Source organism: Pseudescherichia sp. (genome assembly GCF_032052675.1).
In the GTDB taxonomy this organism is placed as follows: domain Bacteria; phylum Pseudomonadota; class Gammaproteobacteria; order Enterobacterales; family Enterobacteriaceae; genus Pseudescherichia.
In genome coordinates this window covers 1-13,131 of sequence record NZ_DAMBWA010000020.1, presented here as the reverse complement: position 1 = coordinate 13,131, position 13,131 = coordinate 1, and the positions used below count along the sequence as shown (strand labels likewise).

Sequence of the window (13,131 nt, the reverse complement as noted above, 5' to 3'; positions counted from 1 at the left end):
AGGTTCGGTTTGAGTTGCATGGCCATACTGCATGAGAATGCATGATTATTCGAGAGTTCTTTATGTCGGCACCCGTCAGTTATGACGGGCTATTTATGGATCATGCAGATGCATGAAAACCACTACGTAAAGCGGGCAGGCGTGGCGGGGCTACGAGCGCGCGGTTTTGGGGTTAATCGCGGTTTTGGCGCCCCAAAGTTGGGCGTGCATGGTCATTTTTTGGGGCTGGTCGTGCGCGCCTGCGTCGTGGTGAGGCGCTGCGTTTCGTCGTGAGCTGCCAGGTGGCGAAAGCGTAGGACTGCTCAGCGAGGCGCTGAGGCGCTTTGATGGTGAGGCAGGGCATAAGGGAATAAAAAAACCGCCCGGAGAAGGGCGGTTTATATCAAAGGTTGGCAGGTGGGCGTCAGTCTTCATCGGTCAGGTAGGGGTCAAAGCGTATCACCTCATCACCCAGCCACTCGTTAACTTCTTTGATGCGGCCCTGCAGGGGGGTAAGTTCGTTGCGAACGAAAACGCGCGCCGCTTTTTCCACATCGCCAAACCCGCCAGTATTCGTTGGAATAATCCCCATCAGCTGCGGCGGCACGCGGTGAGCTGCCAGCATGTCATCACGGCTCACATTCTTGATGTTAAGAAACTCATCTTTCGCTGCGACTTCTGACAGCGGGATGATCTGAATGCCGTCTTTCTTGCCGTTCGGGCTGTACATAAACAGGTTGCGGAAGTTGCCTGGCCCTTTCGATTTTTTAAGTGCTTCGCGTATGTTGTCCACGTCTTTCTGATCGGCGGCGGGGTCGCTCATGTACATGATGAAACCAGCATGGCTACCGTTGAGGTAATACTTACGGCGAAACAGCGTGGCCGATTCATTCAGCAGGGCGGAAGGAATGGCAGAGAGGTATTCCGGCATTCCGTATAGCTCCTGGTTAACGTCAGGTTCCATCAGATGAAACACGCTTCCCTCATCGAACTGATAGGGCTGTGAGTTGTGGCCATACTGTGCAAACCAGTAGGTGTCCGGGTCAATGCCACGGCGGGTGTATTTGGCAAGCGAGGCGCGCAGCTCCATGATCTGGCCTAACCGGTTTAAGCGTTTTTCAAGATACGCATTACCAAATACGAGAAAGTCCTGGGCGAACCGCGAAAAGGCTTGTTTAGACAGCCAGCGGTGAGGGATGAAGGTACTGGTAAGAATATTGCGTTTTACCTGAATGGCGCTGGAGTGATGCACGGCGGCGCGGTAAGTTCGCGCCAGGCCATCCATGCTGATCGGTGGTTCGTACCAGCGGTCCACCTGTACGCACTCCAGGTAATCAAATAACTCCCGGCGGTCCATTACGGGGATCGGGTCACCAAAGCTGAATGCTTCCGCTGCAGGACCGGCTGGTTTAGCTTTGTGCTCTACCGCTGTGCGGTTATGTTTATTTTTGCGTTTGCTCATGCCGCCAGCTCCTTATCAGCCTGGGGCCATTCGCACATAAACAGCATTTTCCAGTCCTCTACAGATAATTCTTTTTTCATGTCATCCAGCCATTCATCATCAAAGAGTTCGGCTCCGGTTGCTGCCGCATCATCTGCGGTAAAGGTCATGATGGTTGTGCTGTTACGGGCAATCAGCTTTTTGTATTCCTGCCATGCTTCCAAGCTGGGGCTAGGGGTGGTGTAGTAGGTAGCGTGATAGCGCGCGTGCATGGACATACTTTTGGCGAGAGCAATCATATTTTTAGGGGAATCTGCCCAAGCATACTCTAATACGTAGACGTTCCCATTAAGCGCGGCGCAAAGGCTTTTTGGACCGACAAAATAAACTTTCGAACCGTTTGGTAGTTCCAGATGCGCTTTATCTGATTTTATTTTCCCCAGATGCGTGTGGGCTGCGGCCTGACTTAAAAATGCTGACATATAGGCTTTGACTGTCAGGGCAGATGCCGGGCTGCAGCCCAGAAAAATCTGGTTGCGTCCGGTATGCAGTGCATCGTTCAGGGCTTCGTAGGCGAAAAAATAATCTGCGCCCGCCTGGCGCATTTTTGTTAGTACGCGGTTCCTGGTGCGTGCGGCAATGTTCCATTCATGCTGGAAAGCAAAGAAAGGGCGATCTACTGGCAGGCTGGCGCAGGTCATGAGGTTGGTCGGGGTTGAGTGCATCAGAAAATCTCCACGATGTTGCTGGTACTGGCGGAAGCTCCTGCCAGTGGTTCGTTATAAAGTGCGTGCATGGTTGCCCAGGCTAAATCCGCGTGGCTGGCTTCCTCTGTGCGGGCTGCTTCGTAGGTTGGTCGGTTGCCGCTGGCGGTGGTTGAACGGCGAATGGACATAAAGGACTGCGCGATATCCAACATCCCCGCGTCAAATTCCAGACGGCGCCCGCTGATGATGTCGTAGGCTTTAAGCACCAGGGCATTTTTAACGGTCGGGTTGTAGACAAACTCACGCGCGGCAGGGAAGAACTGCTTAACCGTTTTGTAAACACCATCGCCAACGCCGGTCGAGTCAATGCCGATGTAGGTCACGTTGTAGCGTCTGGTGATTTCCTCAATCGCTGAGGCCTGGGCGCGAAAGTCCATCCCGCGCCACTGGTGACGCTCAAGGATGCGGAATTTACCGCCGGGGACGACGGGAGGCGCAATGACAACGCAACCGGCGCTGTCACCGTTCTGCGTTCCTTTTGCCGGGTCATAGCCGATCCAGACAGGGTGGTATGCAAACGGACGCAGTAAAAGCGGTTCGAAATCGTCCCACACGTCCCAGCTGTCAACCATGCAGGACTGCAGCAAAGCCAGCGGGAATACGGACGCCAGGTCGTCAACAAACTGACACATCAGCAGGTTGTTGTATTCGTCCGGGCTGTACTCCAGGCGCAGCTGGTCCAGGTCGAAAAGATTACAGCCGCCATTTACGGCATCTTCAATGGTGACTATCTGGCGGTACTGGCCGTCAGGGCATAAAACGCCGTGCGCCAGGCTGCTGTGAGAAAGGTCAAATTCTACCCTGTCGGCTTTCGGGCGCCCTTTATTGAACAGGGCGCCAGACCAGAACGGGTAGGCGCTGTGCGTCAGGCTGGAAGGGGTAGAGAAATAGGTCTGGCGCCATTTTTTGTGCAGCGCCATACCGGAGGCCACCTTGCGCAGCTCCTGGAATTTCGGAATCCAGAAATACTCGTCAAGATACAGATTGCCGTGATAGCTCTGCGCGGTACGGGCATTTGTACCGAGGAAGTAAAGACAGGCACCGTTAGGCAGCACCATCGGATCGCCTTTCAGCTCAACGTCCACCTCTTTTGCGAAGTCGATGATGTACTGTTTAAAAACGTGCGCCTGCGCTTTACTCGCTGACAGAAAGATTTGATTTCGCCCCGTGGTGAGCGCGTCTATCAACGCTTCACGGGCGAAATAGTAGGTTGCACCGATCTGGCGTGACTTTAAGAGGTTGCGAATACGGTGCTTAATGCCAGCATCCCACCAGTGGCGCTGGTACTCGAACATACCGGCGCGGAAAATCTCTTCCAGCTTTTCGATCTGCTCGTCGGTAAACAGGTTTTTTTCCGGTGGCTTGCGCGGGCCTTTATTACGGTTCGCCACGTTCGGATTCAGGTCTGCTTCATTCCCGCCATTGTTAAATTTGCCGATCCTGGCCTGTCGTTCTGACTGACGCGCCAGCAGGTCAATTTCTTTAAAGTCCTTTCCTTCCTTCTGCTCCTTCATGACGAGCTGGCAGTAACGCGCGGCGGTGGTGAGCTGCATCTGATCCAGTGGGCCATATTCGCCCCACTTATCGCGTTTTTTCCAGCTGTGAACGGTTGCAACTTTCTCGCCCAGCATTTCAGCAATGCGGGCTACGCGGTATCCCTGAAAGTACATCAGCATTGCCTGACGACGGGGATCGAGGTCTGCGGGGGTCAGTGTTGTCATGGCACAAACATACGGCCTCAAATCAGCACTTTCCCCGGCTTCGCATTGTGTGGGAGTTCGCACAAGCCCAACGCGTTGTTTACACGCGCCCATCACCGCAAACATAAGGCTCTGAACGTGTTACGAACTAACTAACCGGAGCCGGACCGATGGCAAAAAAATCTAAGCGTTTTCGTATTGGGGTCGAAGGGGCCACTACTGACGGGCGCGTTATTGAGCGTGAATGGCTCACCCAGATGGCAGCGAGCTATAACCCGCAGGTATACACCGCGCTGATCAATATGGAGCACATCAAGGGCTTTACTCCTGATGGGCCCTTCCGTCGTTTTGGCATGGTGGAAAAGCTGGAAGCGGAAGAAATTACCGAAGGGGCATTGTCCGGGAAAATGGCGCTGTATGGCTGGATTGCCCCGACTGACGATCTGGTCACGATGACCAGCAACTGGCAGAAGCTTTTCACCTCAATGGAAGTTAACACCAGCTTTGCCGATACCGGCTCCGCTTATCTGGTTGGCCTGGCGATTACTGACGATCCGGCAAGCCTCGGCACTGAAATGCTGCAGTTCAGCGCCAGCGCAGAACATAACCCCCTGGCGCGCCGCAAGCTGGACAAAGACAACCTGTTTACCGCTGCTGTTGAAACGCTCATCGAGTTTGAGGACGTGCCGGAAAAAACCAGCCTGTTTACCCGCGTGAAAGAGCTGCTGTCCCGCAAAGGCGCCGATGATAACGCCCGCTTTGCTGATGTGAATCAGGCTGTTGAAACCATCGCGCGTGAGCATCAGACGCTGGCGGAGCAGGTCAGCACCCATCAGGCCGATTTCAGCAACAAGCTGAGCGATATGCAGAAGGTTGTTGATGAGACAACCAACGCACTCTCCACCCTGCGTGAGCAGCTTTCCACTCAGGACAGCCGCAGCGAACGCCGCCCTAATGCGACCGGCAATAACGGCGCAGAACAAACCACCGATTGCTGACGGAGCAAAAGCACAATGAAAAAAGAGACACGTTTTAAATTCAACGGCTATCTGACGCAGCTCGCCACACTCAATGGCGTGCCTGTAAGCGGTATCACCTCAAAATATACGGCAGAGCCATCCGTTGCGCAGACGCTGGAAACGAAAATCCAGGAGTCTTCCTCGTTCCTGCAGAAAATCAACATTATCCCGGTTGATGAGCAGTCCGGCGAACGTCTGGGGCTGGGGATTGGCGCCAGTATCGCCGGTAATACTGATACCACCCAGAAAGACCGTGAACCCGTTGATCCGACCTACATCGACGGTGAAGGGTACAAGTGTACCCAGACTAACTCTGATACGGCGCTGCCTTATGCAAAACTGGATTTGTGGGCTAAATTCCAGGACTTCCAGACGCGCATCCGTGACGCCATCATTATTCGCCAGGCGCTTGACCGCATCATGATCGGCTTCAACGGCGTGAAGCGTGAAAAAACGTCAGACCGCAAGACCTATCCGCTGCTGCAGGATGTGAATATCGGCTGGCTGGAGAAAATCCGCCAGGAGAAACCCGTTCAGGTTCTGGACAAAATTGTGTCCGAGGGCGAGGTGGTTTCTCAGACTATCCGTGTCGGTAAAGGCGGCGATTTCCTGAATCTGGACGCGCTGGTTATGGGCGCCGTGAATGAGAAAATCGCGCCGTGGTATCAGGAAGATACAGAGCTTGTGGTTATCGTCGGGCGCCAGTTGCTTGCGGATAAATATTTCCCGATCGTCAACCGCGACCAGCCAAACAGCGAAGCGATGGCGGCCGATCTCATCATCAGCCAGAAGCGTATCGGCAACCTCCCGGCCGTTCGCGCGCCGTTCTTCCCGGCTAACGCCATGCTGATCACCCGTCTGGATAACCTGTCTATTTACTGGCAAGCCGGTACCCGTCGTCGTTCGGTTATCGACAATCCGAAGCGTGACCGCGTGGAGAACTACGAATCCGTTAACGAGGCGTATGTTGTCGAAGATTACGACGGCGTTTGCCTGGTTGAGAACATCGAGATGTTACCAGCGCAGGCAGACGGCAATCCGGGCGCGGCGCTGACGGCTGAAAATATTCAGACCATCGTTGCTGCAGCAGTTCAGGGTGCGCTTGATGCTCAGAATACGGGCGGTGCTGGCGCCGGAGCGTGATAAATGAATCCGTTCCGTGCTCACACTCAGTATGTACAGGCACAGGATGCCGCCCGGCAGGGCGGCAGTAATGCCAGCCTGACGGGCTACAACCAGATGCTGTTACAGCTGACAGAACACCGCAGGCGCCTTAAAACCGTCCAGTCAAATGAGCGCAAGGCTCAGCTCAAACGTGAGTTTCTTCCCGCTTATGCCTCATGGATTGCCGGTTTACTGGATGCTGACGCGTCAGGCCAGGACGACGTGGCGATGTACGTCATGATCTGGCGCATTGATGCCGGAGACTATACCGGCGCGCTGGACATTGCCCGCCATGCCATTAAACACGGCTGGGTCCTGCCGCAGCGATTCAACCGGACCTGCGGGACCGCTGTTGCGGAAGAGTTTGCCGACGCGGCAATGCGCGCTTTTTCTGCCGGTGAATCATTCAGTGCCGCCATTCTTACCCAGGTGCTCGATATTGTTGAAGGTCAGGATATGCCGGATCAGTCACGCGCCCGACTTCATAAGGCGATGGGCTACGCGCTGCGGGATAACGATCAGGCAGTGGCGGCACTTAACCATCTGAAGCGTGCCCTGCAGCTGGATAACAGTTCTGGCGTCAAAACCGAAATCAACAAGCTTGAAAGCCGATTGCGACAGGCAATGTCGGCTTAACGAATCGTGCCAACGCGCGGGGCGGCACGGGGTGGCGACAGGCTTTATGCCGCGTCAAAACCCCGTCCACCGCCCAACTATTTGGGAGTGCCAGAAATATGCAATTCGTTTCGCCGGAACAGGCCGGGGAAAGTACCCAGGACGTTATTAAAAACACCAGTTTCTGGCCTGATGTCAGGGTTTCAGAGTTCCGCCGTGATATGCGCATGGATGGGAGTGTCACCGATCCGCGCCTGCGTCTGGCGTTGCTGACAGCGATTGCTGAAGTTAACGCCGATCTTTATGAGTTCCGCGAGAAACAACGGGCGCAGGGGTATGCGAGCCTGGCCGACGTCCCTGCAGATGTGATCGACGGCGAAAGCCAGCGGCTCATGCTGTATCGCCGTGCGGTGTTTTGCTGGGCAAAAGCAAACCTGGTTGAGCGCTATCGCGATTTTGACGCAACCGGCGACGGAAGCAAGAAAGCTGAAGATATCGAAACAACCTTAGGCGAGCTGTGGCGCGATGTGCGCTGGGCGGAGTCCCGCCTGCGCGATATGCCGCATATGACGGTGGAGCTGATTTGATGAAAGTGCGTGCGCATCAGTATGACACGGTGGACGCACTCTGCTGGCGCCATTACGGGCGCACGCAGGGAGTCACTGAACAGGTGCTGCAGGCGAATCCGGGGCTGGCTGAATATGGCCCCTTTTTACCGCACGGGCTGCAGGTGGAGCTGCCGGACATTACGGCGTCAACCACTGCGCAGACTGTCCAGTTATGGGACTGAACTATGACGCTTGAACGAATCAGCGCCTTTATCACTTACTGCGTTGCCCTGCTTCTGGCATGGCTCGGTGATTTGTCTCTTAAAGATGTATCGACCATCACCGGTCTTGCGCTGGGGATTATTACGGCAGCGGTGACCTGTTATTTACGCTGGAAAGCCTACCAGCTGCTGCGGGACGGCAGAATATCCAGGGGGGAATATGAGTCCTTCAATCGTTAAGCGTTGCCTGGTCGGCGCGGTGCTGGCGATTGCCGCCACGCTGCCGGGTTTTCAGTCGCTTCATACCTCCGTCGAGGGGCTGAAACTGATTGCTGATTTCGAAGGGTGTCGCCTCCAGCCATACCAGTGCAGCGCCGGGGTCTGGACGGACGGGATCGGCAATACGTCTGGGGTAGTGCCGGGCAAAACCATAACGGAGCGACAGGCCGCGCAGGGGCTGATTAATAACGTGTTGCTGACGGAAAAAAGGATTGAAGCCTGCCTGCAGGTTAAACCACCTCAGCATGTTTACGATGCCCTGATCAGTATCGGCTTTAATGTCGGAACCGGGGCTATCTGCCGGTCAACAATGGTTTCTTACATCAATCGCCAGCAGTGGTGGCAGGCGTGCAACCAGCTCCCCCGCTGGGTTTATGTAAATGGTCAACGGAATAAAGGGCTGGAAAACCGGCGCGCCCGTGAGCTTGCCTGGTGTCTTAAAGGGGCAGGGGTATGACGCGCGCGCTGGCGGTGATCCTGGCTCTGGTGCTGGCACTGCTGGGCTGGCAGTCATGGCGGCTTAACAATGCCGGTCACACCATCGGGACGCAGGCAGAGACGCTTAAAAAGAACAAGCAGGAGCTGGCGAAGAAAAACAGCCAGCTCATCAGCCTGTCCATTCTTACTGAAACCAACAGCCGGGCGCAGATGCAACTTTATGCTGCAGCGGAGGAGACTTCCGCGCTATTGCGGAGTCGCCAGCGCCGGATCGAGGAGCTAAAACGTGAAAACGAGGATTTACGCCGCTGGGCTGACACTCCTTTGCCTGCTGACATTATCCGGCTGCGGGAGCGCCCGGCCCTCGCCGGAGGTGCAGCTTACCGTGAGTGGTTGTCCAAAAGTGACGCAATGCCGCCTGGACAGGTCAGCGCCGCGCAGTAATGGGGATTTGAACCAGGTGCTGGATGAGACTGAGGCCGCCTGGGCAGTATGTGCCGACAAAGTGGACACGATCATAGCGTGTCAGGAGCGAGACAGTGAACAAGCCGCAGTCCTTACGCAACGCCCTGAATAAATCGGTGGCGTATGTCCGTGACAACCCCGACAAGCTGCACCTTTTTGTTGATAACGGTTCGCTGGTCGCAACCGGCGCCCGTTCAATGTCATGGGAATATCGCTACACCCTGAATGTGGTGATTGAAGACTTTAGCGGCAACCAGAATTTAGTGATGGCACCCGTATTGCTCTGGTTAATGACCAATCAACCGGACGCTATCAACAACCCGGAGCTGCGCGAAAAACTTTTTACCTTTGACGTCGATATCCTGAGCAACGATCTGTGTGATATCAGCCTCAATCTGCAGCTCACGGAGCGCGTGATTGTCAGCACAGACGGCACCGTATCGAGCGTTGAAGCGGTGCCGGAACCCGACGTACCCGAAGAAATGTGGACGGTGAAACGTGGATGACCTGCAGAGGGTGGATGACTGGCTGGCGGCCCTGCTGGCGAATCTGGAACCGGCAGCCCGCAACCGTATGATGCGACAACTGGCGCAGGAGCTGCGCCGGTCGCAACAGCAAAACATCAGGCTGCAGCGCAATCCAGACGGCACAGCCTTTGAGGCGCGCCGGGTGACGGCCAGAAGTAAAAAGGGGCGCATCAAGCGCCAGATGTTCGCCAAGTTGCGCACCACTAAATACCTGAAAACCGCAGCCACTGCGGACTCTGCCAGCGTGCAGTTTGATGGGAAAGTCCAGCGCATCGCCCGTGTTCACCATTATGGTCTGCGTGATCGAGTCAGACGCAATGGCCCGGAGGCCCGGTACCCGGCACGCCGTCTTTTAGGCGTGAATGATGAGGTGGAAACCATCACCCGTGACACGCTGTTGCGCTGGCTGTCGGAGTGAAATTTGTGTCACCGATGGCACAAAACCCAACGCTGCCTCCCTTTTCCCTCTGATGGCAACCTTTCGTTATGAACGCACAACTAACCGAAATCATGCGCCTTATCACCAACCTGATCCGCACCGGCACCGTAACCGAAGTGGACCGGAAAAACTGGCTGTGCCGGGTGAAAGTGGGCGAGCTTGAAACCAACTGGATTAACTGGCTGACACTGCGCGCAGGCGGTGCCCGTACATGGTGGTGCCCGTCGCCGGATGAGCAGGTGGTGGTGCTGAGTATGGGCGGCAATCTGGAAACCGCTTTTGCCTTACCTGCGATCTATTCCAACCAGTTCGCGCCGCCGTCGGACTCAGTGGACGGCTGCGTAACGGAATACCCGGACGGTGGCTGGTTTGAATATGAACCCGCGACCGGCCGCTGGCATGTGCGGGGTATCAAATCCATGGTGATCGAGGCTGCAGATAACATAACCCTGAAAACGGGGGAATTTGTGGTGGAAGCAAGCAACACGCGCATACACAGCGAAGTGGTGATCAATGGTGGCGTCACCCAGGGCGGCGGCGCCATGAGTTCTAACGGGATCGTAGTCGATAAACACGGTCATACCGGCGTTAAGTCCGGCGGTGATACATCGGGAGGCCCGGTATGACGCTTTATATCGGCATGAGTCAGGGCAACGGCAGGGCCATTACCGATACGGAACACCTGCGCCAGTCGGTCCGGGATATTCTGCTGACTCCGCAGGGGAGCCGCATTGCCCGGCGGGAATACGGCTCGCTTCTGTCTGAACTGATAGACCAGCCGCAGAACCCGGCGCTGCGCCTGCAGGTTATGTCTGCGGTCTATGTGGCTCTGAGTCGCTGGGAGCCACGGCTTACCCTGGATTCCATCACCATAAATAGCAGTTTTGATGGTTCGATGGTTGTTGAGCTTACCGGGCAGCGTGATAACGGCGCGCCGGTTTCACTTTCGGTATCAACAGGAGCAGACAATGGCAGTCATTGACCTTTCCCAGCTGCCCGCCCCGCAGATAGTGGATGTACCGGATTTTGAAACGTTGCTAAACGAACGGAAAGCCGCGTTTTTAGCCCTTTATCCGGCAGACGAGCAGGACGCGGTAAGGCGCACGCTTGAGCTGGAGTCTGAACCCGTGACCAAGCTCCTGCAGGAAAATGCGTATCGTGAAATCCTCCTGCGTCAGCGCATTAACGAAGCGGCGCTGGCGGTCATGGTGGCTTATTCCATGGGGAGTGATCTCGATCAGCTGGCCGGTAACTGCAACGTAAAACGTCTGACGGTTATTCCTGCAGATAACGACGCGGTACCGCCGGTTGCTGCCGTGATGGAAAGTGATGAGGCTCTGCGTCAGCGTGTTCCTGCAGCTTTTGAAGGGCTGTCAGTTGCAGGCCCAACGGGAGCTTACGAGTTTCACGCTAAAAGCGCTGACGGGCGAGTGGCTGACGCCAGCGCAACCAGCCCGGCCCCGGCGGAGGTGGTGCTTACCGTGCTGAGCCGTGAGGGTGACGGAACGGCTGCGGTGGATCTGCTGGCTGTGGTTGAACAGGCGCTTAACAGTGAGAACGTGCGGCCGGTTGCTGACCGTCTGACTGTGCGCAGCGCTGAAATCATTTCGTACAGCGTGGATGCGACGATCTTTCTTTACCCGGGGCCAGAAGCTGAGCCGGTGATGGAGGCGGCAAAAGCCAGCCTGCAGAAATATATCGCCAGCCAGACGAGGCTGGGGCGTGATATTCGCCGCAGTGCAATTTATGCCGCGCTGCATGTTGAAGGTGTGCAGCGTGTTGAACTGGCCTCTCCGCTCGCTGATGTGGTGCTAGATAAGACACAAGCCGCTTCATGTACGGAATGGAGCGTAACCAACGGGGGAACGGATGAATAGTCTGCTTCCTCCTGGTTCATCGCCGCTTGAGCGCCGCCTGGCACAGACCTGCAGCGGAATTTCCGATCTGCAGGTGCCGCTGCGAGATTTATGGAACCCGGCAACATGCCCGGTCAAGTTTCTGCCGTATCTGGCGTGGGCCTTTTCGGTTGATCGCTGGGACGAAGGATGGGCGGAGAGCGTGAAGCGCCGCGTGGTGCAGGATGCGTTCTATATCCATCAGCACAAGGGCACAACCAGCGCGGTGCGGCGTGTGGTGGAGCCGTTCGGCTTTCTGATCCGCATCATTGAATGGTGGCAGACCGGCGAGGCGCCGGGCACGTTTCGCCTGGATATTGGGGTGCAGGACCAGGGCATAACAGAGGAAACCTATCTGGAGTTGGAGCGCTTGATTGGTGATGCCAAACCCTGCAGTCGGCATCTGATCGGCATGTCCATAAACCTGCAGACGAGCGGGCCATATTTTGTTGGGGCTGCCACTTATACCGGCGAAGAAATCACGATTTATCCGTATATCAACGAAACCATCATTTCCGGTGGCACTGCTTACGAGGGCGGCGCCGTCCATGTTATCGACACAATGAGAGTGAACCCATGAGCGCAAAATTTTATACCCTGCTGACGGATATTGGCGCGGCGAAACTGGCAAGCGCTGCCGCGCTCGGTGTGCCGCTGAAAATTACCCAGATGGCGGTGGGGGATGGCGGCGGCGTGCTTCCAACTCCCAGCGCACAACAGACGAAGCTGGTTTCCGAAAAGCGGCGCGCTGACCTGAACATGCTTTACATCGATCCGCAGAACAGTAGCCAGATTATTGCTGAGCAGGTGATTCCTGAAACGGAGGGCGGTTGGTGGATTCGTGAGGTTGGGCTGTTTGATGAAACGGGCGCGCTGATCGCCGTGGGGAACTGCCCGGAGAGCTATAAGCCGCAGCTGGCAGAGGGAAGCGGCCGCACGCAGACAGTGCGCATGGTACTGATTACCAGCAGCACCGATAACATTACGCTGAAAATTGATCCGTCCGTAGTGCTGGCTACCCGAAAATATGTGGATGACAAGGTGCTGGAACTAAAGGTGTATGTAGATGAGCTGATGGCGGCGCATCTTGCAGCAGCTGATCCACATACGCAATATGCGTCAAAAGCCAGCCCGACGTTTACCGGCACCCCAAAAGCACCGACTGCAGCTGCAGGTAACAATACCACTCAGCTTGCCACAACTGCGTTTGTGCAGGCGGCTCTGATCGCCCTGGTGAATGGCGCCCCGGCGACACTGGACACGCTGAAAGAAATTGCTGCGGCTATCAACAACGATCCTAATTTCAGCACCACCATTAATAACGCGCTTGCACTCAAAGCCCCACTGGCAAGCCCGGCCCTGACCGGAACGCCGACAGCCCCCACGGCTGCGCAGACTGTCAACAATACGCAAATTGCCACTACTGCTTTCGTAAAATCAGCTCTGGCTGCGCTTGTTGGCTCATCACCTGCGGCGCTTGATACCCTGAACGAGCTGGCGGCGGCGTTAGGAAACGATCCTAACTTTGCAACCACCATGACAAATGCGCTGGCAGGCAAGCAGCCGCTGGATAGCACGCTGACAACTTTGTCAGGAAAAACCGCAGATGGGATTATCGAATACCTTCGTTTGGG

The 13,131-nt window shown here is 55.8% G+C and carries 19 protein-coding genes; 16 read left to right on the top strand and 3 right to left on the bottom strand.

The annotated features are described in order from the left end of the window. Window positions 1-403: 403 nt before the first annotated feature. The 3 genes from RTX96_RS19670 to RTX96_RS19660 are packed head-to-tail and all read right to left on the bottom strand — an operon-like array spanning window position 404 to window position 3,908. The gene (locus RTX96_RS19670) at window positions 404-1,441 is read right to left on the bottom strand and encodes a phage portal protein (RefSeq protein ID WP_064138367.1); all 1,038 of its coding nucleotides are present in this window, start codon (window positions 1,439-1,441) and stop codon (window positions 404-406) included. Further along, on the bottom strand, window positions 1,438-2,145 hold the full coding sequence (locus tag RTX96_RS19665) for a terminase large subunit domain-containing protein (RefSeq protein ID WP_064138366.1): 708 nt from the start codon (window positions 2,143-2,145) through the stop codon (window positions 1,438-1,440). Before RTX96_RS19665 ends, RTX96_RS19670 begins: the two co-directional genes overlap by 4 nt. After that, the gene (locus tag RTX96_RS19660; protein ID WP_017382378.1) at window positions 2,145-3,908 is read right to left on the bottom strand and encodes a terminase ATPase subunit family protein; all 1,764 of its coding nucleotides are present in this window, start codon (window positions 3,906-3,908) and stop codon (window positions 2,145-2,147) included. Before RTX96_RS19660 ends, RTX96_RS19665 begins: the two co-directional genes overlap by 1 nt. Window positions 3,909-4,057: 149 nt before the next feature. Here RTX96_RS19660 and RTX96_RS19655 point away from each other — a divergent pair, with 149 nt between their 5' ends. From RTX96_RS19655 to RTX96_RS19580, 16 genes are all read left to right on the top strand, one after another. After that, the gene (locus RTX96_RS19655) at window positions 4,058-4,885 is read left to right on the top strand and encodes a GPO family capsid scaffolding protein (protein ID WP_064138365.1); all 828 of its coding nucleotides are present in this window, start codon (window positions 4,058-4,060) and stop codon (window positions 4,883-4,885) included. Between the two features lie 15 nt (window positions 4,886-4,900). Next, a complete protein-coding gene (locus RTX96_RS19650) occupies window positions 4,901-6,049 on the top strand; it encodes a phage major capsid protein, P2 family (protein WP_064138364.1) in 1,149 nt (382 codons plus the stop codon). 3 nt (window positions 6,050-6,052) lie between these two features. After that, window positions 6,053-6,706, top strand: coding sequence for a phage terminase small subunit (gpM, locus tag RTX96_RS19645; RefSeq protein WP_006777754.1), 654 nt, complete (start codon window positions 6,053-6,055; stop codon window positions 6,704-6,706). A 98-nt stretch (window positions 6,707-6,804) separates the two neighbouring features. Further along, window positions 6,805-7,272: a head completion/stabilization protein gene (locus RTX96_RS19640; protein ID WP_014884903.1), complete on the top strand. Its 468-nt coding sequence runs from the start codon at window positions 6,805-6,807 to the stop codon at window positions 7,270-7,272. Further along, on the top strand, window positions 7,272-7,475 hold the full coding sequence (locus tag RTX96_RS19635) for a tail protein X (protein WP_000868184.1): 204 nt from the start codon (window positions 7,272-7,274) through the stop codon (window positions 7,473-7,475). Before RTX96_RS19640 ends, RTX96_RS19635 begins: the two co-directional genes overlap by 1 nt. A 3-nt stretch (window positions 7,476-7,478) precedes the next feature. Next, on the top strand, window positions 7,479-7,694 hold the full coding sequence (locus tag RTX96_RS19630) for a hypothetical protein (RefSeq protein WP_014884902.1): 216 nt from the start codon (window positions 7,479-7,481) through the stop codon (window positions 7,692-7,694). Next, on the top strand, window positions 7,675-8,190 hold the full coding sequence (locus RTX96_RS19625; RefSeq protein ID WP_064138363.1) for a lysozyme: 516 nt from the start codon (window positions 7,675-7,677) through the stop codon (window positions 8,188-8,190). The genes RTX96_RS19630 and RTX96_RS19625 overlap by 20 nt, the downstream gene beginning before the upstream one ends. Continuing rightward, complete coding sequence (gene lysB, locus RTX96_RS19620; protein WP_033487486.1) at window positions 8,187-8,615, top strand: Rz-like lysis system protein LysB; 429 nt, start codon at window positions 8,187-8,189, stop codon at window positions 8,613-8,615. Before RTX96_RS19625 ends, lysB begins: the two co-directional genes overlap by 4 nt. Continuing rightward, window positions 8,500-8,748: an Rz1-like lysis system protein LysC gene (gene lysC, locus RTX96_RS19615; protein WP_223195361.1), complete on the top strand. Its 249-nt coding sequence runs from the start codon at window positions 8,500-8,502 to the stop codon at window positions 8,746-8,748. The genes lysB and lysC overlap by 116 nt, the downstream gene beginning before the upstream one ends. Next, window positions 8,711-9,142 (top strand): phage tail protein, encoded by a 432-nt coding sequence (locus RTX96_RS19610; RefSeq protein WP_014884898.1) that lies wholly within the window; start codon window positions 8,711-8,713, stop codon window positions 9,140-9,142. Before lysC ends, RTX96_RS19610 begins: the two co-directional genes overlap by 38 nt. Further along, window positions 9,135-9,581, top strand: coding sequence for a phage virion morphogenesis protein (locus tag RTX96_RS19605; protein WP_032642152.1), 447 nt, complete (start codon window positions 9,135-9,137; stop codon window positions 9,579-9,581). The genes RTX96_RS19610 and RTX96_RS19605 overlap by 8 nt, the downstream gene beginning before the upstream one ends. Window positions 9,582-9,649: 68 nt before the next feature. Continuing rightward, a complete protein-coding gene (locus RTX96_RS19600) occupies window positions 9,650-10,228 on the top strand; it encodes a phage baseplate assembly protein V (RefSeq protein ID WP_286049540.1) in 579 nt (192 codons plus the stop codon). Next, complete coding sequence (locus RTX96_RS19595; RefSeq protein ID WP_286049539.1) at window positions 10,225-10,584, top strand: GPW/gp25 family protein; 360 nt, start codon at window positions 10,225-10,227, stop codon at window positions 10,582-10,584. The genes RTX96_RS19600 and RTX96_RS19595 overlap by 4 nt, the downstream gene beginning before the upstream one ends. Beyond that, the gene (locus RTX96_RS19590) at window positions 10,571-11,479 is read left to right on the top strand and encodes a baseplate assembly protein (RefSeq protein WP_312671852.1); all 909 of its coding nucleotides are present in this window, start codon (window positions 10,571-10,573) and stop codon (window positions 11,477-11,479) included. Before RTX96_RS19595 ends, RTX96_RS19590 begins: the two co-directional genes overlap by 14 nt. Then, window positions 11,472-12,077, top strand: a complete 606-nt coding sequence (locus tag RTX96_RS19585; protein WP_014884893.1) for a phage tail protein I — start codon at window positions 11,472-11,474, stop codon at window positions 12,075-12,077. The genes RTX96_RS19590 and RTX96_RS19585 overlap by 8 nt, the downstream gene beginning before the upstream one ends. Continuing rightward, window positions 12,074-13,131: phage tail protein (locus RTX96_RS19580; protein WP_312671851.1), on the top strand; the 1,058-nt coding region annotated here is incomplete at its 3' end. The genes RTX96_RS19585 and RTX96_RS19580, both read left to right, overlap by 4 nt.

Coding starts and splice junctions, on each gene's coding strand:
- RTX96_RS19585 (WP_014884893.1), top strand. CDS start 11,472: ATGAATAGTCTGCTTCCTCCTGGTTCATCGCCGCTTGAGCGCCGCCTG.
- RTX96_RS19625 (WP_064138363.1), top strand. CDS start 7,675: ATGAGTCCTTCAATCGTTAAGCGTTGCCTGGTCGGCGCGGTGCTGGCG.
- RTX96_RS19640 (WP_014884903.1), top strand. CDS start 6,805: ATGCAATTCGTTTCGCCGGAACAGGCCGGGGAAAGTACCCAGGACGTT.
- RTX96_RS19655 (WP_064138365.1), top strand. CDS start 4,058: ATGGCAAAAAAATCTAAGCGTTTTCGTATTGGGGTCGAAGGGGCCACT.
- RTX96_RS19670 (WP_064138367.1), bottom strand. CDS start 1,441: ATGAGCAAACGCAAAAATAAACATAACCGCACAGCGGTAGAGCACAAA.
- gpM (WP_006777754.1), top strand. CDS start 6,053: ATGAATCCGTTCCGTGCTCACACTCAGTATGTACAGGCACAGGATGCC.
- RTX96_RS19590 (WP_312671852.1), top strand. CDS start 10,571: ATGGCAGTCATTGACCTTTCCCAGCTGCCCGCCCCGCAGATAGTGGAT.
- RTX96_RS19665 (WP_064138366.1), bottom strand. CDS start 2,145: ATGCACTCAACCCCGACCAACCTCATGACCTGCGCCAGCCTGCCAGTA.
- RTX96_RS19650 (WP_064138364.1), top strand. CDS start 4,901: ATGAAAAAAGAGACACGTTTTAAATTCAACGGCTATCTGACGCAGCTC.
- RTX96_RS19630 (WP_014884902.1), top strand. CDS start 7,479: ATGACGCTTGAACGAATCAGCGCCTTTATCACTTACTGCGTTGCCCTG.
- RTX96_RS19635 (WP_000868184.1), top strand. CDS start 7,272: ATGAAAGTGCGTGCGCATCAGTATGACACGGTGGACGCACTCTGCTGG.
- RTX96_RS19660 (WP_017382378.1), bottom strand. CDS start 3,908: ATGACAACACTGACCCCCGCAGACCTCGATCCCCGTCGTCAGGCAATG.
- RTX96_RS19600 (WP_286049540.1), top strand. CDS start 9,650: ATGAACGCACAACTAACCGAAATCATGCGCCTTATCACCAACCTGATC.
- RTX96_RS19595 (WP_286049539.1), top strand. CDS start 10,225: ATGACGCTTTATATCGGCATGAGTCAGGGCAACGGCAGGGCCATTACC.
- lysB (WP_033487486.1), top strand. CDS start 8,187: ATGACGCGCGCGCTGGCGGTGATCCTGGCTCTGGTGCTGGCACTGCTG.